Genomic DNA, 21,870 nt, shown 5'->3' on the forward strand with positions numbered 1-21,870 from the left:
GATTACTTACCAGCCTTTCCGACCTTGCGGCGGACAATCTCGCCGGCGTAACGAATGCCCTTGCCCTTGTAGGGGTCAGGCTTGCGCAGCTTGCGGATGTTGGCGGAAACCTCGCCCACCTGCTGCTTGTCGATGCCGGAAACGGTGAGCTTCGTGGGGCCCGTGACGGTGAGCGTGATGCCCTCCGGAGCCTTCACGGAAACCGGGTGGCTGTAGCCCAGGGCGAACTCGAGGTCCGAGCCCTTGGCCTGCACGCGGTAACCGGTGCCAACGATTTCCAGGTCCTTCTTGTAGCCCTCGGTCACACCGGTGATCATGTTGGAGATCAGGGTGCGGGTCAGGCCGTGAAGGGAACGGGATTCGCGCTCGTCATTGGGGCGGGCGACGGTGATGGTGTTCTCGTCCATGGAAACCGAGATCGGGCTGGGCACAACGTGGCTCAGCTCGCCCTTGGAACCCTTGACCGTGACGGTGTTGCCATCAATGGCAACGTCGACACCGGCGGGGACAGAGATGGGCAGACGTCCAATACGTGACATTATTCTTTCCCTTCCCTGCTACCAGACGTAGGCGAGGACTTCCCCACCCACACCCTTCTTGGCGGCCTGGCGGTCGGTCAGCAGACCTGACGACGTCGACAGGATGGCGATACCCAGCCCACCGAGAACGCGCGGCAGGTTGGTGGACTTTGCGTATACACGCAGGCCCGGCTTGGAGATGCGGCGTACGCCGGCGATCGAACGCTCGCGGTTCGGACCGAACTTGAGGTCCAGGGTCAGCGTCTTGCCAACCTGTGCCTCTTCTTCCTTCCAGCCCGAGATGTAACCCTCGGCCTTCAGGATGTCGGCAACGCGTGCCTTCAGCTTGCTGTACGGCATGGACACGGAATCGTGGTATGCCGAGTTTGCATTGCGCAGACGCGTGAGCATGTCTGCGACAGGATCTGTCATTGTCATGTGGGCTCTAGCCCTCCCTCGTAACGGTTTCTGCTGCTCGGCGCGGAGCGTGCCCCGCGTTGTGCAACAGACCTTTTACGTAGTAATTAATCTTCGGATTTGAACGGGAAGCCGAGCGCCTTCAGCAGCGCGCGTCCCTCGTCATCGGTCTTGGCGGTGGTAACCACGGTGATGTCCATGCCGCGTACGCGGTCGATCTTGTCCTGATCGATTTCGTGGAACATCGACTGCTCGGTCAGACCGAACGTGTAGTTGCCGTTGCCGTCGAACTGCTTGCCGCTCAGGCCGCGGAAGTCGCGGATACGCGGGAGCGCCAGGGTAACCAGGCGGTCCACGAATTCCCACATGCGGTCGCCGCGCAGCGTAGCGTGCGCACCGATCGGCATGCCTTCGCGCAGCTTGAACTGTGCGATCGACTTGCGTGCCTTGGTGATCTGCGGCTTCTGGCCGGTGATGGCCGTCAGGTCGCGAACAGCACCGTCAATGAGCTTGGAGTCCTTGGCGGCATCTCCAACACCCATGTTCACAACGACCTTGACGAGGCGCGGAACCTGGTTGACGTTTGCGTAGTTGAATTCGTCCTGCAGAGTCTGCTTGATTTCCGCTGCGTAGCGGGTCTTCAGACGGGGAACGATCTTGGTGACAGTCTCAGTCATTAGAGGTCCTTCCCAGAGCCCTTGGCGACGCGGATGCGCACGGTGCGGGTCCGGCCGTCTTTTTCGACGATTTCGGTGCGGTAGCCAACACGGGTGGGCTTCTTCGTCTCGGGATCCACGACGGCCACGTTGGAAACGTGGATCGGGGCCTCAACAACCTCGATGCCTCCGGTCTTGGAACCGCGGGAGGACTGGCCAACCTTGGTGTGCTTGGTGACGCGGTTGATGCCCTCAACGAGCACGCGGTTGGTCTCCGGGAAAACCTTCAGAACCTTGCCCTGCTTGCCGCGGTCTCCGCCGCGCTCAGCCTTGGCACCGGTGATGACCTGAACCAGGTCACCCTTCTTGATCTTTGCCATGATCTACAGCACCTCCGGAGCCAGCGAAATGATCTTCATGAACTTCTTGTCGCGAAGTTCGCGGCCGACCGGGCCGAAGATACGGGTACCGCGGGGGTCACCGTCATTCTTCAAGATCACTGCAGCGTTCTCATCGAACTTGATGTAGGAACCGTCCTGGCGGCGGCGTTCCTTCTTGGTACGGACGATGACGGCCTTGACCACATCGCCCTTCTTGACGTTGCCGCCGGGAATTGCATCCTTGACGGTGGCAACAATGGTGTCGCCAATGCCTGCGTAGCGACGGCCGGATCCACCGAGAACGCGGATGGTCAAGATTTCCTTGGCACCCGTGTTGTCGGCGACCTTCAGTCGCGACTCCTGCTGAATCACTTATTACTCCTGTCGTCGCGCCGGTTCTCAGTGCTTCTGAGCCTTGCGGAACGGATATGGGTGGACCCCGTAATACTGGTACTCAGCACCGGCCCCTACGGGCCGCTCTGCAGCGCAAGCCGCAGCACCATGCTGAACAAGATTATCGGGCTTTTGTCTTATTCGGCGGTGAGGAAGGGCATCCATAAGAGGACATGCTTCCGCACCACACAGACAAGATTTCAAGTTTACCGCGAAAGGGCCCCGGAAACGAAATCGTATGATTCCGCCGCCGGGGCCCTGACGCTGTGGACGGCGCCTGTGTGCCGAAGGAGCTGCTTTGCAGCCTCTCCCCCGGCACACGCTCCGGCCTGTTATGTGCTTTGCAGCTTTTGCCTTATGGCGTTTGGCTACTTGGCCTTTTCGATGATCTCGACCAGGCGCCACCGCTTGGTAGCGGACAGCGGCCGGGTCTCGGCGATCAGCACGAGGTCACCAATGCCGGCAGCGTTCTGCTCGTCATGGGCCTTGCGCTTCTCGGTGCGGCGAAGAACCTTGCCGTACAGTGCGTGCTTCACGCGGTCTTCGACCTCGACGACGATGGTCTTGTCCATCTTGTCGGAGACCACGTAGCCGCGAGCGGTCTTCCGGTACCCGCGGGCATCGGCTCCGTTTGCGTCAGTTGTCACTGCTGCCTCATTCTTGTTTTCGCTCATTTGGCATCATCCTCGGCAACCGCAGCTTCGGACTCCGCAGCCTTCTTCTTGGACTTCTTCTTCTCGGGAGCTGCTTCCTCGACGGGAGCAACTGCCTCGGGACGAATTCCCAGTTCACGCTCACGGAGCACCGTGTAGATGCGGGCGATGTCGCGCTTTACGGCACGGAGCCGTCCGTTGTTCTCCAGCTGCCCGGTGGCGGACTGGAAGCGGAGGTTGAACAGCTCCTCCTTAGCCTTACGAAGTTCTTCAACGAGACGCTCGTTGTCGAACCCGTCCAGCTGATCAGTTGCAAGTTCCTTTGAACCGATAGCCATTGCTATTCACCACCCTCGCGACGCACAATGCGTGCCTTCAACGGCAGCTTATGGATCGCCAGGCGCAGTGCCTCGCGAGCTACCTCTTCGGAAACACCGGAGAGTTCGAACAGAACCCGCCCCGGCTTGACGTTTGCAACCCACCACTCCGGCGAACCCTTACCGGAACCCATGCGGGTTTCGGCCGGCTTCTTCGTCAGCGGACGGTCCGGGTAAATGTTGATCCAGACCTTGCCGCCGCGCTTGATGTGGCGCGTCATGGCAATACGTGCAGCTTCAATCTGGCGGTTGGTTACGTATGCAGGCGTGAGAGCCTGGATACCCCATTCACCGAAGCTGACAGCGGTGCCACCGGTTGCAGCGCCGGAACGACCCGGGTGGTGCTGCTTGCGGTACTTGACTCGACGTGGGATAAGCATTTAAGCCTGTCCTCCTTCTGCTGCGGGGGCAGCTGCCTCAGCGGCCGGAGCCTCTGCAGCAGGCGCGGCGGCCTTGTCGCCGCGGTCGTTACGACGACGACGGTCCCCACGGTCGGCCGGGCCGCGGCCCGGACGGTCGTTGGAACGTCCGCGGGACGGTGCAGCAGCCTGCTGTGCAGCCAGTTCCTTGGAAGTGACGTCGCCCTTGTAGATCCAAACCTTCACGCCGATGCGGCCGAAGGTGGTCTTGGCTTCGAAGAAGCCGTAGTCGATGTTCGCGCGGAGGGTGTGCAGGGGCACACGGCCTTCGCGGTAGAACTCGGAACGGCTCATTTCAGCGCCACCCAGACGGCCGGAGCACTGGATACGAATACCCTTTGCGCCTGCACGCTGTGCGGACTGGATTGCCTTCTTCATCGCACGGCGGAAAGCCACGCGGGAAGAGAGCTGCTCTGCAACACCCTGGGCAACCAGCTGTGCTTCCATCTCGGGGTTCTTGACCTCGAGGATGTTCAGCTGAACCTGCTTGCCGGTGAGCTTTTCGAGCTCGCCGCGGATGCGGTCTGCTTCGGCGCCGCGGCGGCCGATCACGATGCCCGGACGTGCGGTGTGGATATCCACACGGACACGGTCGCGGGTGCGCTCGATCTCAACCTTGGCGATGCCGGCGCGGTCCATGCCGGTGGACATCAGCTGACGGATCTTGATGTCCTCGCGGACGAAGTCCTTGTAACGCTGGCCCGGCTTGTTGCTGTCAGCAAACCAGTGCGAAACGTGGTCAGTGGTGATGCCGAGTCGGAACCCGTGCGGGTTTACCTTCTGTCCCACTTAACGGTCCTCCTCGTTCTCGGGGGTTGCGACAACCACGGTGACGTGGCTGGTCCGCTTGTTGATGCGGTAGGCGCGGCCCTGGGCACGCGGCTGGAACCGCTTCATGGTGGGTCCTTCATCAACGAATGCTTCGCTGATGTAGAGGTCACCTTCGTCGAAGGCCACGCCGTCGCGGTCCGCGAGGACACGTGCGTTGGCCATTGCCGACTGAACTACCTTGAATACCGGCTCCGAAGCTGCCTGGGGGGCAAACTTCAGAATTGCCAATGCCTCATTCGCTTGCTTGCCACGAACAAGGTTGACGACGCGCCGGGCCTTCATAGGCGTTACGCGGATATGACGCGCAATTGCCTTGGCTTCCATTGCTTTCCTTCTCTCGTCTTCTGCCGAAAGAGCAGCGCCTAGCGGCGCTTGCCCTTGCGGTCGTCCTTCACATGGCCGCGGAATGTACGCGTCAGAGCGAATTCGCCGAGCTTGTGCCCGACCATCGACTCGGTGACAAACACCGGAATGTGCTTGCGTCCGTCGTGCACGGCGATCGTGTGCCCGAGCATGTCGGGGATGATCATCGAGCGGCGGGACCACGTCTTGATGACGTTCTTGGTGCCCTTCTCGTTTTCGGCCTGCACCTTAAGGAAGAGGTGCTGGTCGACGAAGGGGCCTTTCTTCAGGCTGCGTGGCATGTTTCCAGGCTCCTATCGCTTGTTCTTGCCGGAACGACGGCGACGCACAATAAGCTTGTCGCTCTCTTTGTTGGGGCGGCGGGTACGGCCCTCGGGCTTACCGTTCGGGTTGACCGGGTGGCGTCCACCACTGGTCTTGCCTTCGCCACCACCATGCGGGTGGTCAACCGGGTTCATGGCGACACCGCGGACGGTCGGGCGAACGCCCTTCCAGCGCATACGGCCGGCCTTGCCCCAGTTGATGTTGGACTGCTCGGCGTTGCCGACCTCGCCAATGGTGGCGCGGCAGCGGACGTCGACGTTGCGGATTTCACCGGAAGGCAGACGCAGCTGGGCGAAGCGGCCTTCCTTTGCAACCAGCTGAACCGATGCACCGGCGGAGCGGGCCATCTTGGCACCGCCGCCCGGACGCAGTTCAACGGCGTGGATAACGGTACCCACGGGGATGTTGCGCAGCGGCAGGTTGTTGCCGGGCTTGATGTCAGCCCCGGCGCCGGCCTCAACGAAATCGCCCTGCTTGAGCTTGTTCGGCGCAATGATGTAACGCTTGGTGCCATCAACGTAGTGCAGCAGCGCGATACGGGCGGTACGGTTCGGATCGTATTCGATCTCGGCAACGCGAGCGTTGACGCCGTCCTTGTCGTGCCGGCGGAAGTCGATCAGGCGGTACTGGCGCTTGTGTCCGCCACCCTTGTGCCTGGTCGTGATCTTGCCGGTGTTGTTACGGCCGCCCTTTTTGGGCAGCGGACGCACCAGCGACTTTTCCGGCGTCGACCGCGTGATTTCGGTGAAGTCGGCTACGCTCGAGCCGCGGCGGCCCGGGGTAGTCGGCTTGTATTTACGGATTCCCATTATTTATTCCTCGTTAAAGTGGTCTCCGCCCTAGCTGAGCGGACCGCCGAAGATGTCGATTGTGCCTTCCTTCAGGGTGACAATCGCACGCTTGGTGCTCTTGCGCTGTCCCCATCCGAATTTGGTGCGCTTGCGCTTACCGGCACGGTTGATGGTGTTGATCGAGTCGACCTTGACGGAGAAAATCTTCTCCACGGCCAGCTTGATCTCGGTCTTGTTCGAGCGGGGGTCGACCAGGAAGGTGTACTTACCTTCGTCGATCAGGCCGTAGCTCTTTTCCGAGACGACGGGTGCAAGCACCACGTCGCGAGGGTCCTTTGCGGTGGTCGCGCTCACTTGGCGTCCTCCTTGACAGTGTTCTTGCCGACGAACTCGTCGTAGGCGGCCTGGGTGAAGACCACGTCGTCAGCAACAAGCACGTCGTAGGTGTTCAGCTGATCTACGTAGATCACGTGAACATCGGTGAGGTTGCGCACGGACAGTGCAGCAACATCGTTGGCGCGCTCGATAACAACGAGCATGTTCTTGCGGTCGGTAAGTGAACGCAGCGCTTCGCGTGCAGCCTTGGTCGACGGCGTTTCGCCGGCAACCAGGGTTTCCAGCACGTGGATGCGGCCGTTGCGTGCCCGGTCAGAGAGTGCTCCGCGCAGTGCGGCGGCAATCATCTTCTTGGGGGTGCGCTGGCTGTAGTCGCGGGGCGTCGGTCCGTGGACAACGCCGCCACCGGTCATGTGAGGAGCACGGATTGAACCCTGACGGGCGCGGCCGGTGCCCTTCTGCTTGAACGGCTTGCGGCCTGCACCGGAAACTTCGGCGCGGGTCTTGGTCTTGTGCGTACCCTGGCGGGCAGCAGCAAGCTGGGCCACAACTACCTGGTGCAGCAGCGGAACGTTCGTCTGAACGTCGAAGATTGCTGCGGGGAATTCAACAGTTGCTTTGTTAGCCATGAGACTAAGCTCCCTTCACGGCGGTGCGTACGAGGACGACCTGGCCGCGGGCGCCGGGAACGGCACCCTTGATCAGCAGCAGCGACTTCTCGGTATCCACAGCGTGGACGGTGAGGTTCATCGTGGTGTGGCGGACGGCGCCCATGCGGCCGGCCATCCGAAGACCCTTGAAGACGCGGCCGGGGGTGGATGCGCCACCGATGGAGCCGGGCTTGCGGTGGTTCTTGTGGGCACCGTGGGAAGCGCCGACGCCGTGGAAGCCGTGACGCTTCATAACACCGGCGAAGCCCTTGCCCTTGGAGGTACCGACGACGTCGACCTTCTGGCCGGCTTCGAACATCTCAACGGAGAGTTCCTGGCCGAGCTCGTAGGTGTCAGCGTCAGCGGTGCGCAGCTCAACAACGTGGCGGCGCGGCGTAACGCCGGCCTTCTCGAAGTGGCCGGCCAGCGGCTTGGTGACCTTGCGGGGATCGATCTGGCCGTAGCCGATCTGAACGGCGGTGTAGCCGTCCTTCTCCGCATTGCGCAGCTGGGTGATGACGTTGGAATCAGCCTGGACCACGGTGACGGGGATGAGCTTGTTGTTCTCGTCCCAGACCTGGGTCATGCCCAGCTTGGTGCCCAGGAGGCCCTTAACCTGGCGGGTAAGTGAAGAAGACATAAGTATCTGCTCCCCCCTACAGCTTGATTTCGATGTTCACGTCTGCAGGCAGGTCAAGACGCATCAGCGAGTCAACGGCCTTAGGCGTGGGGTCAATGATGTCGATCAGACGCTTGTGCGTGCGCATTTCAAAGTGCTCGCGGCTGTCCTTGTACTTGTGCGGCGAACGGATAACGCAGTACACGTTCTTTTCCGTGGGCAGCGGCACGGGGCCTACTACCGTTGCGCCTGCACGCGTGACCGTCTCAACGATCTTCCGTGCTGATACGTCGATGACCTCGTGGTCATACGACTTCAGCCGGATGCGGATTTTTTGTCCCGCCATGGCGTCGTGCCTCTTTCTTCGAGTATTGCTCTCTGTACAGTTTTTGCCCCTGGCGGCCATGTTGGCCCCGGCGCTCCTCCAACAAGCTGAATCCGGAAGCTCCGGGTTCCTCAACCTGCCGAGGCTCCGACCCCCGCGCTCGGGCGTGTCGCAGATTCGAAACTGGCAACACCCGTTCAAGAATGGGGGCGGGTTATATATGGGCTTTTCCCCTGAAGGATCCGACCCTGCGCCAGGCATTATCCTGACCGGGACGCAATCTCATCACGCACACAGTGCCGTTTTCGCGGCCTGCTCAGCGCGTGCGGGCACAAAAGCGCTTGAACAACTTCTCTAGTCTGCCAGAAGTATGCGCAGAACGCGAATCAGCGTCCGTCAGCTGCCTCTGGCGTCTAGCATATGGATTCGCCGCGAGCCGGGATTGCCCGATCCGTGGCGAGTCATTTTCTCCCAGTCTAGCCGAGCGCGGTTCGGTGCTGAAATTCGGACCGGGCCGGCGTGCGGAGCCTAGGGCTCGTTCCGGTTGGCCCGGCGGATGCGCTTGGCCCGGTCAATCTCTGATGAGAAGTGGCGCCGGCCCCAGGCGAGGCCGCCTACAACTGCAGCAGCCACGACCAAGAAGATGAGAAGTTCCATCCACCGAGCCTATCGGAGCGCACTGCACCTTGTCAGGTCCCGCACGGCCCTGGTTCTCCGGCCCGAATTCCACGGGCACGCGGCTCTTCCCCTTTCCCCGGTCTGGCTGCACGCCACCAGCCCGGAGCAGTATCAGCGTTCCTCCAGGACTTCCTCGGATTCCTGCTCAGCTGCCGTACGTACGCGGCTCAGGCGCCAGACAGCCAGGGCGATCAATCCTGCCGCAAGCAGGGCCAGCAGCAGGAAGGTGTAGCCGCGCAGGTACCAGAGCACCGCCAGTGCCACGCCTGAGGCACCCCAGATGGTGAACAGCTTCCTGCTTGCAAGCAGGCCGAAGACAAGGAGTCCGGCGTGGGCCACGAGGGCCCAGAGCTGCTCCCCCGTTCCGCCTGAGACCGCGGTGATCAGCCCGCTTCCCGAAAGGATTACCGCTGCGGCCCCCAGCAGCACAGTCCCCCGGACCTGGCGCCGGCGCAGGTATTCCCACCCGGCCAGGGCCGCCAGCACAACGGCCCAGTACTGCACGGACCAGAACCATCCCGCGCCGCCAAGCACAAACCACACAATCCGTTCAACGGCCAGGGCAGCGAGAAGGCATCCTGCCTCAATCGCCGTCTCTCGGCTGGTCTGCGGCGTTTCCCTCACCGCCAGAGCCAGCGCCGCGAGCAGCGTGAGGGACCCGGCTACAGCGGAGCTGTTGTATTCAGCCATTGCCGGAACCGCGCCGGTAAGCAGGATCAGAGAGGACGCCGCCCCGAGGATCCTCAGCCGCAGCGGGGATGCATTTTCGCCGAGGGACAGCAGAAGCCGCACCGCCTGGAGGACAAGCGCCGTGGCCCAGACAGTCCAGAGCAGCTCATAGCCCGGCGGGAAGGGCCGGGGAAGGATCTCCTGCTCAAACCCGGCTGCAGCCAGTGCTGCTGCACCGAACAGCAGCGGAGGTGTCCCTGCAGCCAGCCAGGGGATGCCCCGGGAATGGGAAACCGTCAGTGCGCCGGCGCTGAGCACGGCCGGGGCCAGTGCCGCAAGCAGCAGGTTGCCGCCGGATGCTGCGGCTGCAGCCGGCACAGCCGCGCAATAGGCAACACAGGCACCGAGCAGCGCAGTCCTTAGCGAGGCGTCCCGGGCCCTGGCCTCCCCCGTGAGTGCCGCTGCCGCCAGCGCGGCAAGGACCAGTCCCGCTGCCACCACCGGCACGGCCGGATCCGGAAGCAGACCGCCGATCCCGAACCGCAGGACATCCGAAAGCACCAGCGGCAGCGCTCCGAGGGCGTACAGCCCTGGGTACAGGGCCGCAGCGCGGGTGGTACGGGCGTATCCGGCCGCGCTGACGGCCAGGAGCAGAAGCAGCAGCAGCGCGGTCACGTCCCGCTGGATCTCCCCCGGGGCAAGCGCAGCATAGAGAACGGGGGCGAAGACCAGGAGTCCCATGCTGGTCCACAGCGCGGCCCGGGCCCAGGGACCTGCCTGCCGCGGTTCCAGGACGGTACGCGCCAGCTGGGCTGCGGCTCCCGCCGCAGCTCCGGCAGCGACGACGCCGTGGATGTCCGCTCCCGCATCGGCCGCCAGCAGTACCGCCAGCACGGCCGTGAGCAGCTGCGCGGCCAGCAGATACTGCCCGCGGCGCGGCTGCCTGAGCCGGGCAAGGAACAGCGCACAGGCCAGGGCGGCCAGGACCAGCAGTTCGTAGCCGCGAAGACCCAGCAGCCCTGCTCCCGTGAGGGCTGCTCCGGCGAATCCTCCGGCGGCGAGGGCCTCCCAGCGGCCCGGGCCCAGCAGCAGCGATGCTGCAATGTTCGCACCAAGCCCGAGCCAGAGCAGGCCCAGCGCCCATGCCGCGTACGGGCCCTCAATCAGCCGCACGGCTGGCACGGCAAGCAGCACGGCCACGGCAGCGGCCAGGACCAGTTCGGCGGTATTGGGCAGCGCAGCTTTGCGGAAGGTCCTCCGTGCAGCGTCGAGCTGGGCCGCGGTGAACGCGGCTGCCGCGCTGAGCACCGTAATGAGCAGGGCAGCCGGTTCGGTCCCCCCGAACTGCATGTAGACCACCGGCACCAGGACAAGGGCAACCAGGCCGCCCCAGCGCAGCGGCTCAGCCGACCCGAGGGGGTGTACACGCCGGTGAAGGACTGTCCGCAGAATCTGGCCGGCTGCCAGGGCTATGCCCAGGGCAGCGAAGAAGACCGCAGTGGAATGTCCTGATACATCGGCTGCCAGCAGAGCGGCCAGGACTGCGCCGGCGCCCTGGGCACCGGCGAGGTAGATCCCCCGGGCCCGGCTGGCCCGGTCCCGGACCATTGCCGCGCAGTAGGCGAGCGCAGCCGCAAGGAGCAGCTCGTAGCCGCGCAGGCCCAGGATCCCGGTACCCAGCAGCATCGCTGCCAGGAATCCGCCCGGTGCCAGGAAAGCAAGGACACCGTACCGGTGCAGGGCAGCAGTAGTCAGGTTGGCCGCAAACGCCACCCACAGCACAGCTAGGGTCAGAGTGGTTGTCTGTCCTTCCACCACACGCATTCCCGCGCACAGCAGGAAAACCAAGGCAGCCGCTGCAGCCGGTTCGGAGCGCAGCGCTTCGGCCGGAGCCCGGCGCAGGGCCGCAGCAACCTGGGTAAGCACGGCCCCCGCAGCGGCGATGAGCAGGAGCATGCTGCCCGTCTGCTGCTCGGTTTCCGGGGAGAGGACCAGGTAGTACGCCGGCGCCGTGGCGGCCAGCGCCAGCAGGGTGCCCCAGCGCAGTCCATGAACAGGCCCGAAGCCCTCCAGCCTAGCGCCTAGAACGGTGCGTGCTGCAAGCTGCACGGCGAGGGCGGCTGCAACCACTGCGAAGACCTTGTGCGGTCCCAGGCCAAGGTCATGGGTGACCAGCCCTGCCAGGACTGTCAGCAGGACTTGTCCTGCCGCAAAGTACCAGCCCCGGAGCCTTGGCACTGCCGGTTTGAAGGACTGAAGCGCGCAGTAGGCCAGCGCTGCGGTGCAGAGCAGTTCGTATCCCCGTACCCCCAGCAGGCCAGCTCCCAGCACGCCGGCGAAAAGGAAGCCGGCGGGTGCATAGGCAACAGCCGTTTTCCCCCGGCCCCTGTCTACCGGCAGAGCCGAGTAAACGGCGTTCAGGAGCACAACGGTCCAGAGTGCTGTCAGGGCCAATGCCGTGGACGGGAACTCCTCGAACCGCAGCGCTGCAGCGCATAGCAGCGCTGCCGAAGCAAACACGGCGGGTACCGCCCGCGGGAAAAGTTCCCGGCGTCCGGTGGCTTCCGCCAGCACCGTCCAGGCCTGGTTGGCTGCCGCGGCCAGGAACGCCGCGGCAAGGGTCCAGGCCATCGCGTTCTCCGGGGCCGCGTTCTGCAGGAGTGCAAATACGGTCAGGGGCAGCCCCACCGCCGCCGATGCACGGGCTGCCAGTACAAAAGCGGCTCGTCCTGAACCCTGGGAGCGCGCTGCCCGCAGAACAAAGAAAGCGGTCAGTATGCCCAGGTTCACCAGTACCGGCCACAGTTCGGCGGTGCCGGTGAGCAGGCAGGCCACGGCCGGCAGCAGTACACCGGCAGGTGCAACATACTCGGCGTGCTGTGAAAGCCGCCAGGCCACCGTGCACAGGGTTAGCTGGACCACCGTGGCCGTCGCTGCGAAAAGCAGCGGGGTCCCCGTGCCGTTCTGTGCGTTCAGTGCATAGGCAACGGCTGCTGCCAGGCCAGCCACGAACTGGAGTCCGGTAACGGTCAGGAGATCAGCAACGTAGATGCGGGCACCCCGCTGACCCGGACCGCGGGTGGCTCCTCCGGTACGCGGATCCCCGGCCTGTGCCGCCCCGGGCAGGTCCGCCCGGGCAGCCATCCGAAGGTAGCGGCCGCTGCCCGCATTCAGTGCCGGCACCTGGATGCCAGTTATGATCACGGCTGCCAGAAGGGCCGCAGGCCAGCTGTCAGCAGCGTGGAAGACCAGGAAGACCATTCCGGCGGCCCCGGCAGCGCGCAGTCCGTAAGTATGCAGGAGCGTCTGGTTCCGCGGCCCCTGCCAGACCAGGACACCGTAGTACGCAGCAATGGCCAGGAACAGCACAGCCAGGGATCCCGGCCCCAGTTCAGCTGCAGTCAGCACGGCGGCAGCAGCGGTGGCAGGTACCAGGAACCGGTGGGACGCCACAAATGCTTCAAGGTAGATGTTCCGCAGCCAGCCCGGCCGGCGAACTGCAGCAAGAGAAATCAGGGTGGCAAGCAGGACCGTGCTGATGAAGTACCAGAGAATGCCTGAGCGGAGTGAGGCACCGGATGCCAGTGCGGTGGAGAGCAGGAAGGTCAGTGCGAGATACGTCACTACCCGGCTCTCCAGCCGGGCAGCTGCGTAGGCAAAGGCCGCTGTGCCGGCCAGTGAGGTGGCCAGCCAGGCCAGCACGGGATCCGGGAGGATGAGGTTGTAGAAGGCCAGTCCCACGACGGGGATCAGAGCCAGGCCTGTTCCGGTAAAGGCGACTGCTGCCGGGCGCAGGCTCTTCTTCCGGGAATGGATGACCAGTCCCGAGGCATAGAAAAGCGCGGTCATCAGGGCCACGCCGGCGAACCGTGCCTGTTCGGGAATCGAAATCCCGATGAACAGCGCCGCAGCGGCCACGAGCAGGAGGCTTCCCGAATACAGCGTGATGTTGATGTTGCGCAGGTCCCTGCGGCGTTTCTCTGCGGCCAGTTCCGCCGCTGTCCGGGGAGCGGCAGCGGGCGGAACGGCCCGGGGGTGGTCTCCGGCACCGGGGACTGCCGGCACCGGGTTTTCGGGACGCGGCGCACCGGGACCGGCGGCAGCGGGCAGCAGCGGATGCCCGGGCAGCTGTGCCGGGGCATCCGGGGTGGGATGCTGCGGCGGTGCAGGGTGTGCAGGTGCCTGGCCCTGAGCTGCCCGCTGAGGTGTTTCGGCCGACGGCTGGGAGGGCCGCCGCGTCTCAGGCAGCGGTCCGGGAGGAAGCAGTCCCCCGGGAAGCGGCTGCGGGGGCAGCGGCTGGGGCCGGTGCTGCCGGGGGTACGGCTGCGCCGGCGGCGCCGGCGGTGGCAGAAAGGCTCCCGGTGTGTCCGAAGAATTCGTCCCCGCACCCGCACTCCGGGCGCCCTGCTGGGCGAGGGCCGCTTCCCGGCGGCCTGCCTCGTAGCCCTCTTCGAAGATCCGGGCCGGATGCGGCAGCCCGCTTCCGTACGGGTAGCCGGAGGAAGCGCCGGCGCCCTTGCGCGACGTCAGCCTGCCCACTGCGAATCCAGCCGCGGCAACGACCAGAAAAATGATGAACTCCCCCATGACCTGCTGCTTTCCCCCTAAACGTAAAGACCCGCTTATCCTAAGGTGCCTTTCCAAATCGTGCGCGCAGGCATGCGCTCCGGTGCAAAAACCACAGTCCGGCAGAGGCAATGGTGCGGGTCCGGTGCCGGGGTGTCCCCTGCCTGTTCCAGCCCCAAGAGGCAACTGGTAACGTCGGCTCCGGGGGAGCCGCCAGAGAAGGACAGCCGGTGGAAAGGCCTAGACGCCATGCATCTTTCGGTCCTGGGAACACAGCAGCGCATCTATGGTGAAGCACAGGTGCCCAACTCCAAATACCACGCCCACCGGGCCCTGATCCTTGCCTCGCTGGCGCCGGGAATCAGCCGGATAACAGGCCTCACGGATGCACGCCACGTCCACTACACGGTGGCCATGCTGCGTACGCTGGGCACCCGGATCGACGTCGACGGCGGCACCTACGTGGTGCACGGCGGCTCCTACCGGCCGCTGAAAAACGAGGTCTCCGCAGGCAGCTCCGGCACCACCCTGTACTTCATGGTGGGACTGGCCGCTCTGGGATCCACCGATGTCACGGTGACGGGCCAGAAGTATTTCCAGCGCCGCCCCATCGGGCCGCTGCTCGCTGCCCTGACCCAAATGGGGCTCGACGTCGATTCCCCCACCGGGTGCCCGCCCATCCGGGTGCGTGCCCGCCGGCCTGCCGGCGGGGAAGTCCACATAGCCGGGACGCTCTCGCAGTGGATTTCCGGGCTGCTGCTTCTGGCCCCGTTCGCGGACCGGCCAACCACCGTGGTGGTGGACGGAACCCTGAATGAGCGCACTTACCTTGAACTGACTGTGCAGATGATGCGCCGCTTCGGCCTGCGGATCGATGTGCAGGAGGACTGGCACCGCTTTGAGATACCGCCCCGCCAGGAAGCCGTGCCGACGCAGATGCGGATGCCGGAGGACATCGGGTCCGCCGCCTTCGCCCTGGCAGCTGCTGCCCTGCACCCTTCGGATCTGCTGTTGCGCGGCCTGCGCTCGGTCACCGCAGAGAGCGCGGACCATCCGGAAGCAGACTTCCTGGACATTGCAGCTTCGATGGGACTGCCCATGGCTTACGACGCCGGTCCGGACGGTGTGCGTGTGCGGCACGACGGACTGCGGCTGCAGCCGGCAGACATTGACTGCCGTACGGTACCGGACATGCTTCCGGTGCTTTCCGCCATGGCGGCCTGTGCAGACGGCGAGAGCATCTTCCGGAATGTGGGCCATGTCCGGCTGAAGGAATCAGACCGGGTAGCTGCCATGGCACAGCTGAACTCCATGGGCGCGGCGGTGCGGACAGCGGGCAGCGACCTAATCATCCGCGGAACCGAAACCCTGACGGCTGCTGACCTGTCCTCCTTCAACGACCACCGGGTACTGATGTCCCTGGCCGTCGCGGCGTCCGGTGCGGTGGGACGAAGCACCCTGAGCTACCCCAATGCCTACCGGATTTCATATCCGGAGTTCCTTGATGCCATGAATTCGTTTGGACTGTCCATGCAGGTCCAGGACGGTCCCGTCCCCCGCCGCCGCCCCAGCGGGACCACCCGCCCGCGCACCGGAGCAACCCTGGTATCCACTCCCGACGCCGCGGCCCGGGTTCCCGCAGCGGACTGGGTGCGCCGCTGGGCCGCAGAACGTCCGAACCAGAGCGCAGTGGCGGACGGCCGGCCGCAGGACTCCGGCCACCTTACCTGGGCCCAGCTCGACGCCGGAGCTGACCGCGTGGCCGCACTGCTCCAGGATTTGGGCGTCGGTACCGGGGACCGGGTAGCGTTCCAGCTGCCGAACTGGACCGACTTTGTGCTCCTATCTACCGCGGTGCTGCGCATTGGCGCGGTGGCGGCTCCAATCATGCCGATCTTCCGGGAACGCGAGGTGGCCTTCGCCCTGCACCGCTCCCGGGCCGCCGTCGTCGTGGTTCCGGAAGAATTCCGCGGCCGGCACTATGCCCGGGAACTGGACGGTATCCTCTCGGCCGGAACGGGCACGGATCCCGGTTATGAGCTCGCTGTCCGCCACGTCCTGGTGATCGGCGGCGCGGCACCGGCTGTTCCGGGCAACCGCGGCGTTACCTGGCACGGGTGGGAGCAGGAACTGGCCGAAACCCGGGTGGACCGTGAACGGATTGATGCCGCAGCTCCGGCAGCGGACGCCGCAGCCCAGCTGCTCTTTACCTCCGGCACCACCGGGGAGCCCAAGGCCGTGCTGCACCGGCACTCCACCCTCTCCCGGGCTGCCGCCCTGCAGGCGCAGCACCTGGGGCTGCATTCCGGTGATGTGGTGTTCATCCCTTCGCCCCTGGCCCACCAGACCGGATTCCTCTACGGAATGTGGCTCTCGTTTGTGCTGGGGGTTCCGCAGATCCTGCAGCCGGTCTGGGAACCGGTCCGCGCCCTGAACATGCTGCAGGGCTGGAAAGGGAGCTTCGTACAGGCAGCCACGCCTTTCCTCGCCGACCTGGTGAAGGCAGTGGAAGCCGGTGCTCCCGTACCCTCCAGCCTGCGGATCTTCGTAAACACCGGCGCCGGTGTCCCCCGGCACCTGGCGGAACGGGCCACCCGGGTGCTGGGTGCGTGGGTCTGCGGCGCGTTCGGCACCACTGAAACCTGCCTGGGTGCGGTTTCCTCCCCGGGCGGTGATCCGGCCCTCGTCTGGGGCACCGACGGGCAGCTGCTGCCCGGGGTGCAGGCCCGGGTCGTCAGCGACGAGGGCCACCTGCTGCCCGCCGGCGTCGAAGGCAACTTTGAGCTGCTCAGCCCCACCATGTTCGAGGGGTATCTGGACCGCCCGGACCTGACCAAGGAAGCCTTCACCGAGGACGGCTGGTACCGCACGGGAGACCTGGCCACCCTGGACGATGCCGGCTATCTGCGCATCACCGGCAGGGTGCGCGACGTCATCAACCGCGGCGGCGAAAAGATCCCCGTGGCCGAAATCGAGCAGCTGCTGTACCGGCACCCGCTCATTGACGACGTCGCGCTGGCCGCCATGCCCGATCCCCGCCTGGGCGAGCGCGCTTGTGCCTTCGTGGTTCCGGTGCCGGGCAGCACTCCGACACTGGCCGAACTTACCCGGTATCTGGACAGCTGCCAGGTCTCCAAGCACTATTGGCCGGAGCGGCTGGAGCTGCTGGAGGCAATCCCCCGGAATCCCGTGGGGAAAGTCCAGAAGTTCCTGCTGCGGGAAATGGCACGGCAACTGGCCGGGAGCGTCCCGGCCGGCACAGACAGGAGCCAGGCGTGAAGACCAGCACGGTGCGAGCTGACGGACGCGGAAGTTCAATTCCTGACCCGGAGTACCAGGCTCTCCTGGACCGGGTGACCGGCTGGGTGGAGGGGCCCGGCGAGGTATGGGCCGAGGAGATCGAGGAGACCGGAGCGGTACCCGAGGAGCTCTGGAAACAGCTGCGCACCGAAGGTTTCCTTTCCCTCGCCGCGCCGCGGGACCTCGGCGGGGCCGGCCTGAGCTTCCTGCAGTGGATGGGGCTTATGGAAGTCTTTTCCCGCTCCCATGCGTCGGTGCGGATGATCGTCCACGTCCTGAACGGAACCTGGCGGGCCATGAACCCCTTTGCGGACGAGGCCCAGCGGCAGAAGTTCATTGTGCCTGCCGTCGCCGGGGAGTCCGTGGTTGCCTTCACCCTCACCGAGCCCGCCAACGGCAGCGGTGCGGACATCACGTCATCTGTCCGTCGCGACGGGGACACCTACTACCTCACGGGCGCCAAGCACCTCATCACGTTTGGTGTCCGCTGTGACTACTGGCTGCTCTTCGCCCGGCTGGAAGGCAGCGCTGGCCGTGAGGGTACAGTGGCGCTCCTGGTTGACCGCAACACCCCCGGTGCCGAGGTTGAGGACACCTCCCGGACCATGGGGGTACGGGGAACCGACCACGCTTCGCTGACGTTCACCAACGCGCCCGTCCCGGTAGCCAACCGGCTCGGTGCGGAGGGCGAAGGTTTGGCGGTGGCCCTGGGCGGTTTCCTGACGCCCAGCCGGATCTCAGTGGCCATGAGCTGTGTGGGCCTGGCCCAGCGTGCCCAGCAGCTGGCTATCGCCTATGCCACCGCACGCACCACCTTCGGCAAACCGCTCTCCTCGCGGCAGGCTATTGCGTTCACCCTGGCCGAGAATGCCGCAGACATCGCCGCGGCCAAAGCCCTCACCCTTACCGCCGCCGCAGCCTGGCAGAATTCCGAACCGGAGGCAGCCGCCCTCTCCTCCATGGCCAAGCTAACGGCTGTGGACATGCTGGGCCGGGTCACGGACAAGGCCCTGCAGGTGCACGGCGGCATTGGCTACTGGCAGTCCCAGACCATTGAACGCGTCTACCGAGATGCCCGTGCGCAGCGGTTCGAAGAGGGCACCAACGAGATCCAAAAGTCCGTCATCGCCAAGGCCCTGCTCGGCGGAATACCGGGCTAGGCGCATCCCGTGCCCTCGGACCCGCGGATGGGAGTGCGGCAGTACCCGCACGCTTTCGCCCCCGGCAGGATAGGCTCCATGACGCTGCCGCACCGGATCATCATGGGCAGCATGCACCTGAACTTCGAGGCCGACGCGGATGCGCTGGCCCGGTTCTACGCCGAGCGTGCCGCAGGCGGCGCTGCCCTGATCGTCAGCGGAGGTGCCGCCGTCAGCCGGGCGGGTTCCGGCGGCCGGACCTACCTGGTGAGCGGCGAACCGCCGTTTCTGCGGGCAGCGCAGAAAGCACTGAAGGCGGTGCACGACGCCGGGGGCCTGCTGGCCCTGCAGCTCTTCCACGCCGGGCGCTACGCCTTTCCCGGAACCTACGGGCTGCAGCCGCTGGCTCCGTCTGCCCTGTGGTCGGGTTATTCACGCAGCATGCCCCGGGCCATGGACGAGGCACAGATCCAGGACACGCTGCAGGACTTCGGCGCAGCAGCACACCAGGCCCGGGAGCTGGGGTTCGACGCCGTCGAAATCATGGGGTCCGAAGGTTACCTGGTCAACCAGTTCGCTTCCCCCGCAGCCAATCAGCGCGACGACGCCTGGGGAGGGGACGCTGTCCGCAGGCGTGCCTTTCCGCTGGCTGTCCTCGGGGCCGTCCGCCAGGCCGCCGGGCCGGATTTCCCGATCATTTTCCGAATGTCCGGGGCGGACCTGGTCGAGAACAGCGGGCCCCCTGAAGAGTACAGCGCACTGGCTGCGGCCCTGGCCGAGGCCGGTGCGGACGCGCTGAACATCGGCATCGGCTGGCACGAATCCCGGATCCCGACGGTCCAGTCGCTGGTCCCCCACGGCAGCTGGCTCCCCGTGGCCGCAGGAATACGGGCTGCCCTGCGCCGGATGGGATACCGCATACCGGTGATCGGTTCGAACCGGATCAACGCCGTGCACCAGGCCGAGGCGGCCCTGGCTGAGGGCAGTGTTGACTTTGTGTCGATGGCCCGCCCATTCCTGGCCGATCCGCGGATCCTCGCGAAGTCCGAGGCAGGACGGGCAGACCTGGTGAACACCTGCATCGCCTGCAATGAAGCCTGCATCGACCGCTCCCTGGGCACGGACCCGGTGTCCTGTCTGGTGAATCCCAGGGCCGGCCGTGAGCTGCAGTTTCCTGCCGGCGTCCCCGCCGCCGGCGCAGCCGGAAAGACAGTGGCCGTGGTGGGATCCGGTCCCGCGGGAATGCAGGCGGCAGCTGCCCTCGCCGCGGCAGGAATCCAGGTGCAGCTGTTCGAAGCAGAGGCTGAAATCGGCGGGCAGTTCCGTCTGGCCCGCAGTGTCCCCGGTAAGGCTGACTTCGAGCAGACCATCCGCTATTTCTCCGCTGAACTCCCCCGCCTCGGCGTTGCCATCCATTGCGGAGTGCGTGCCGGGCCCGCCCTGCTGAGCGGGTTCAGCCACGTTGTGGACGCCACCGGAGTCCTGCCGCGGACCGTGGCCCTGCCGGGCGCAGGGGTTGAGGTCCTGGACTACCGCCAGGCATTCGCCAACCCGGCCGCCCTGCCAGCCCGCATCGCCGTCGTTGGGGGCGGAGGCATCGCCGTGGACCTGGCCCATCTGCTGCTGCAGGAAACCGGACGCGCAATCCCGGCAACCGAATCCGGCCCGGAAGCCGCCGCGCGCTTCGCCCGGGAACACCTGACCCCGGACCGTTCCCGGCCGGCCGGCCGGCAGGTTACCCTGCTGCGCCGCGGAGCTCGGATCGGCGAAGGCATTGGGATCTCCACCCGGTGGGCTGCCCTTCAGGCCCTGCGTCATGCCGGCGCCGTCCTGCGCACCGGAATCAGCTACCGGGGACTTCTCCCCGGCGGCCTGCTGATAGAAGGGCCGGACGGTGCTGAACTGATCGAGGCCGACGCCGTCGTCATAGCTGCGGGCCAGGTGGAGAACACTGGGCTGCGGCATGCCCTGGCAGCTGCCGGCATCCCCCACACTGCGGTCGGCGGAGCTGCTTCAGCTGCGGGGCTGAACGCCGTCCGTGCCTTCGCCGAGGGACTTGAGACCGGAACGTCACTGGCGGCCCGGCTCGCGGGAAGCGGCACGGCGGGGACGCAAAAGGGCCCCGCTGCCGTAGCAGCGGGGCCCTTCAATGCTGAACCGTATGGTCCGGCGTCAGAACATCAAATTACTTGATGATCTTGGTGACGCGGCCGGATCCAACGGTGCGGCCGCCTTCGCGGATAGCGAAGCCGAGGCCCTCTTCCATTGCGATCGGCTGGATCAGTTCAACGGTCATTTCGGTGTTGTCACCGGGCATAACCATTTCCGTACCCTCGGGCAGGGTGATAACACCCGTGACGTCGGTGGTGCGGAAGTAGAACTGCGGGCGGTAGTTCGAGTAGAACGGGTTGTGGCGGCCGCCTTCATCCTTGGACAGGATGTAGACGTTGGCCTCGAAGTCGGTGTGCGGGGTGATGGAACCCGGCTTGACGACAACCTGGCCACGCTCTACGTCTTCGCGCTTGATGCCGCGGAGCAGCAGGCCACAGTTCTCGCCGGCCCATGCTTCGTCGAGCTGCTTGTGGAACATCTCGATACCGGTAACCGTGGTCTTCTGGATCGGGCGGATGCCAACGATCTCGACCTCGGAGTTGATAGCGAGGGTACCGCGCTCGGCGCGGCCCGTAACAACGGTGCCACGGCCGGTGATGGTGAAGACGTCCTCGATCGGCATCAGGAACGGCTTGTCCTTGTCGCGAACGGGGTCCGGAACGTTGTTGTCAACGGCTTCCATGAGTTCTTCGACGGACGCAACCCACTTGGGGTCGCCTTCCAGTGCCTTCAGGCCGGAAACGCGAACGACGGGAGCGTTGTCGCCGTCGAACTCCTGGGAGCTCAGCAGTTCGCGAACTTCCATTTCCACGAGGTCGAGGAGTTCCTCGTCCTCAACCATGTCGGACTTGTTCAGCGCGACCAGCAGGTAGGGAACACCAACCTGGCGGGCAAGCAGAACGTGCTCGCGGGTCTGAGCCATCGGGCCGTCAGTAGCGGCAACCACGAGGATTGCGCCGTCCATCTGAGCTGCGCCGGTGATCATGTTCTTGATGTAGTCAGCGTGGCCCGGGGCGTCAACGTGTGCGTAGTGACGCTTCTCGGTCTGGTACTCAATGTGCGAGATGTTGATGGTGATACCGCGCTGACGCTCTTCCGGCGCGGAGTCAATAGCAGCGAAGTCGCGCTGCTCGTTCAGGTCAGGGTACTTGTCAGCAAGCACCTTTGAAATGGCAGCGGTCAACGTGGTCTTTCCATGGTCAACGTGACCAATGGTGCCGATGTTGACGTGCGGCTTAGTCCGCTCGAACTTTGCCTTCGCCACGGGTTCCTCCTAGAAAGGTTAGAAGACTCAATCACCAGCCGCGCTTCTCGCAACTGATCCGATACAAGTCTACTTGGGGCTGTTTATTTG

General features: G+C 65.1%; 22 protein-coding genes. 3 read left to right on the forward strand and 19 right to left on the reverse strand.

Annotated features, from left to right (window positions below):
* Window positions 1–2: 2 nt before the first annotated feature.
* The 18 genes from rplF to ACWGQ2_RS04615 form a co-directional block, all read right to left on the reverse strand.
* Complete coding sequence (gene rplF / locus ACWGQ2_RS04530; RefSeq protein ID WP_055239360.1) at window positions 3–539, reverse strand: 50S ribosomal protein L6; 537 nt, start codon at window positions 537–539, stop codon at window positions 3–5.
* 18 nt (window positions 540–557) lie between these two features.
* The gene (gene rpsH, locus ACWGQ2_RS04535) at window positions 558–956 is read right to left on the reverse strand and encodes a 30S ribosomal protein S8 (protein ID WP_091602669.1); all 399 of its coding nucleotides are present in this window, start codon (window positions 954–956) and stop codon (window positions 558–560) included.
* A gap of 86 nt (window positions 957–1,042) precedes the next feature.
* A complete protein-coding gene (rplE, locus tag ACWGQ2_RS04540) occupies window positions 1,043–1,612 on the reverse strand; it encodes a 50S ribosomal protein L5 (protein WP_055239358.1) in 570 nt (189 codons plus the stop codon).
* Window positions 1,612–1,971, reverse strand: a complete 360-nt coding sequence (gene rplX / locus ACWGQ2_RS04545; protein WP_055239357.1) for a 50S ribosomal protein L24 — start codon at window positions 1,969–1,971, stop codon at window positions 1,612–1,614. Before rplX ends, rplE begins: the two co-directional genes overlap by 1 nt.
* A gap of 3 nt (window positions 1,972–1,974) precedes the next feature.
* Window positions 1,975–2,343, reverse strand: a complete 369-nt coding sequence (gene rplN / locus ACWGQ2_RS04550) for a 50S ribosomal protein L14 (RefSeq protein ID WP_055239356.1) — start codon at window positions 2,341–2,343, stop codon at window positions 1,975–1,977.
* A gap of 389 nt (window positions 2,344–2,732) precedes the next feature.
* The gene (gene rpsQ, locus ACWGQ2_RS04555) at window positions 2,733–3,038 is read right to left on the reverse strand and encodes a 30S ribosomal protein S17 (RefSeq protein ID WP_055239355.1); all 306 of its coding nucleotides are present in this window, start codon (window positions 3,036–3,038) and stop codon (window positions 2,733–2,735) included.
* Window positions 3,035–3,355: a 50S ribosomal protein L29 gene (rpmC, locus tag ACWGQ2_RS04560; protein WP_055239354.1), complete on the reverse strand. Its 321-nt coding sequence runs from the start codon at window positions 3,353–3,355 to the stop codon at window positions 3,035–3,037. The genes rpsQ and rpmC overlap by 4 nt, the downstream gene beginning before the upstream one ends.
* Window positions 3,356–3,357: 2 nt before the next feature.
* Window positions 3,358–3,774, reverse strand: coding sequence for a 50S ribosomal protein L16 (gene rplP, locus ACWGQ2_RS04565; protein ID WP_055239353.1), 417 nt, complete (start codon window positions 3,772–3,774; stop codon window positions 3,358–3,360).
* A complete protein-coding gene (rpsC, locus tag ACWGQ2_RS04570; protein WP_055239352.1) occupies window positions 3,775–4,602 on the reverse strand; it encodes a 30S ribosomal protein S3 in 828 nt (275 codons plus the stop codon).
* Complete coding sequence (gene rplV, locus ACWGQ2_RS04575) at window positions 4,603–4,968, reverse strand: 50S ribosomal protein L22 (protein WP_055239351.1); 366 nt, start codon at window positions 4,966–4,968, stop codon at window positions 4,603–4,605. It abuts the gene before it with no gap.
* 38 nt (window positions 4,969–5,006) lie between these two features.
* Window positions 5,007–5,288 carry a 30S ribosomal protein S19 gene (rpsS, locus tag ACWGQ2_RS04580; RefSeq protein ID WP_055239350.1) on the reverse strand — a complete coding sequence of 94 codons (282 nt, stop codon included), beginning with the start codon at window positions 5,286–5,288 and terminating at the stop codon, window positions 5,007–5,009.
* Window positions 5,289–5,300: 12 nt separating this feature from the next.
* Window positions 5,301–6,140, reverse strand: coding sequence for a 50S ribosomal protein L2 (rplB, locus tag ACWGQ2_RS04585; protein ID WP_055239349.1), 840 nt, complete (start codon window positions 6,138–6,140; stop codon window positions 5,301–5,303).
* A gap of 30 nt (window positions 6,141–6,170) precedes the next feature.
* The gene (rplW, locus tag ACWGQ2_RS04590; protein WP_055239348.1) at window positions 6,171–6,476 is read right to left on the reverse strand and encodes a 50S ribosomal protein L23; all 306 of its coding nucleotides are present in this window, start codon (window positions 6,474–6,476) and stop codon (window positions 6,171–6,173) included.
* Window positions 6,473–7,087, reverse strand: coding sequence for a 50S ribosomal protein L4 (gene rplD / locus ACWGQ2_RS04595; protein ID WP_152226477.1), 615 nt, complete (start codon window positions 7,085–7,087; stop codon window positions 6,473–6,475). Before rplD ends, rplW begins: the two co-directional genes overlap by 4 nt.
* A 4-nt stretch (window positions 7,088–7,091) precedes the next feature.
* On the reverse strand, window positions 7,092–7,748 hold the full coding sequence (rplC, locus tag ACWGQ2_RS04600) for a 50S ribosomal protein L3 (protein ID WP_055239346.1): 657 nt from the start codon (window positions 7,746–7,748) through the stop codon (window positions 7,092–7,094).
* Between the two features lie 16 nt (window positions 7,749–7,764).
* Window positions 7,765–8,073, reverse strand: a complete 309-nt coding sequence (gene rpsJ, locus ACWGQ2_RS04605) for a 30S ribosomal protein S10 (RefSeq protein WP_003803825.1) — start codon at window positions 8,071–8,073, stop codon at window positions 7,765–7,767.
* Between the two features lie 507 nt (window positions 8,074–8,580).
* A complete protein-coding gene (locus tag ACWGQ2_RS04610) occupies window positions 8,581–8,709 on the reverse strand; it encodes a hypothetical protein (protein WP_452014789.1) in 129 nt (42 codons plus the stop codon).
* A gap of 132 nt (window positions 8,710–8,841) precedes the next feature.
* The gene (locus ACWGQ2_RS04615) at window positions 8,842–13,986 is read right to left on the reverse strand and encodes a hypothetical protein (protein WP_452014791.1); all 5,145 of its coding nucleotides are present in this window, start codon (window positions 13,984–13,986) and stop codon (window positions 8,842–8,844) included.
* A 228-nt stretch (window positions 13,987–14,214) separates the two neighbouring features.
* Between ACWGQ2_RS04615 and aroA the strand changes: the two genes are divergently transcribed.
* Genes aroA through ACWGQ2_RS04630 form a run of 3 tightly spaced genes read left to right on the forward strand, consistent with a single transcriptional unit; the run spans window position 14,215 to window position 20,597 of the window.
* Window positions 14,215–17,244, forward strand: coding sequence for a 3-phosphoshikimate 1-carboxyvinyltransferase (gene aroA, locus ACWGQ2_RS04620; protein WP_452014793.1), 3,030 nt, complete (start codon window positions 14,215–14,217; stop codon window positions 17,242–17,244).
* Window positions 17,241–18,425: an acyl-CoA dehydrogenase family protein gene (locus ACWGQ2_RS04625; RefSeq protein WP_452014795.1), complete on the forward strand. Its 1,185-nt coding sequence runs from the start codon at window positions 17,241–17,243 to the stop codon at window positions 18,423–18,425. The genes aroA and ACWGQ2_RS04625 overlap by 4 nt, the downstream gene beginning before the upstream one ends.
* Before the next feature lie 27 nt (window positions 18,426–18,452).
* The gene (locus ACWGQ2_RS04630; RefSeq protein ID WP_452015350.1) at window positions 18,453–20,597 is read left to right on the forward strand and encodes an oxidoreductase; all 2,145 of its coding nucleotides are present in this window, start codon (window positions 18,453–18,455) and stop codon (window positions 20,595–20,597) included.
* Here the strand turns inward: ACWGQ2_RS04630 and tuf are convergent.
* Complete coding sequence (gene tuf, locus ACWGQ2_RS04635) at window positions 20,590–21,780, reverse strand: elongation factor Tu (RefSeq protein ID WP_055239344.1); 1,191 nt, start codon at window positions 21,778–21,780, stop codon at window positions 20,590–20,592. The genes ACWGQ2_RS04630 and tuf overlap by 8 nt on opposite strands.
* Between the last annotated feature and the right edge of the window lie 90 nt (window positions 21,781–21,870).

The sequence above is a fragment of the Arthrobacter sp. NPDC055585 genome (genome assembly GCF_053619115.1).

Excerpts from the sequence above, each read along its gene's own strand:
- rplF (WP_055239360.1), bottom strand. The coding sequence starts at position 539 with ATGTCACGTATTGGACGTCTGCCCATCTCTGTCCCCGCCGGTGTCGAC.
- rpsH (WP_091602669.1), bottom strand. The coding sequence starts at position 956 with ATGACAATGACAGATCCTGTCGCAGACATGCTCACGCGTCTGCGCAAT.
- rplE (WP_055239358.1), bottom strand. The coding sequence starts at position 1,612 with ATGACTGAGACTGTCACCAAGATCGTTCCCCGTCTGAAGACCCGCTAC.
- rplX (WP_055239357.1), bottom strand. The coding sequence starts at position 1,971 with ATGGCAAAGATCAAGAAGGGTGACCTGGTTCAGGTCATCACCGGTGCC.
- rpsQ (WP_055239355.1), bottom strand. The coding sequence starts at position 3,038 with ATGAGCGAAAACAAGAATGAGGCAGCAGTGACAACTGACGCAAACGGA.
- rpmC (WP_055239354.1), bottom strand. The coding sequence starts at position 3,355 with ATGGCTATCGGTTCAAAGGAACTTGCAACTGATCAGCTGGACGGGTTC.
- rplP (WP_055239353.1), bottom strand. The coding sequence starts at position 3,774 with ATGCTTATCCCACGTCGAGTCAAGTACCGCAAGCAGCACCACCCGGGT.
- rplV (WP_055239351.1), bottom strand. The coding sequence starts at position 4,968 with ATGGAAGCCAAGGCAATTGCGCGTCATATCCGCGTAACGCCTATGAAG.
- rpsS (WP_055239350.1), bottom strand. The coding sequence starts at position 5,288 with ATGCCACGCAGCCTGAAGAAAGGCCCCTTCGTCGACCAGCACCTCTTC.
- rplB (WP_055239349.1), bottom strand. The coding sequence starts at position 6,140 with ATGGGAATCCGTAAATACAAGCCGACTACCCCGGGCCGCCGCGGCTCG.
- rplD (WP_152226477.1), bottom strand. The coding sequence starts at position 7,087 with ATGGCTAACAAAGCAACTGTTGAATTCCCCGCAGCAATCTTCGACGTT.
- rplC (WP_055239346.1), bottom strand. The coding sequence starts at position 7,748 with ATGTCTTCTTCACTTACCCGCCAGGTTAAGGGCCTCCTGGGCACCAAG.
- rpsJ (WP_003803825.1), bottom strand. The coding sequence starts at position 8,073 with ATGGCGGGACAAAAAATCCGCATCCGGCTGAAGTCGTATGACCACGAG.
- ACWGQ2_RS04610 (WP_452014789.1), bottom strand. The coding sequence starts at position 8,709 with ATGGAACTTCTCATCTTCTTGGTCGTGGCTGCTGCAGTTGTAGGCGGC.
- ACWGQ2_RS04615 (WP_452014791.1), bottom strand. The coding sequence starts at position 13,986 with ATGGGGGAGTTCATCATTTTTCTGGTCGTTGCCGCGGCTGGATTCGCA.
- aroA (WP_452014793.1), top strand. The coding sequence starts at position 14,215 with ATGCATCTTTCGGTCCTGGGAACACAGCAGCGCATCTATGGTGAAGCA.
- ACWGQ2_RS04630 (WP_452015350.1), top strand. The coding sequence starts at position 18,453 with ATGGGAGTGCGGCAGTACCCGCACGCTTTCGCCCCCGGCAGGATAGGC.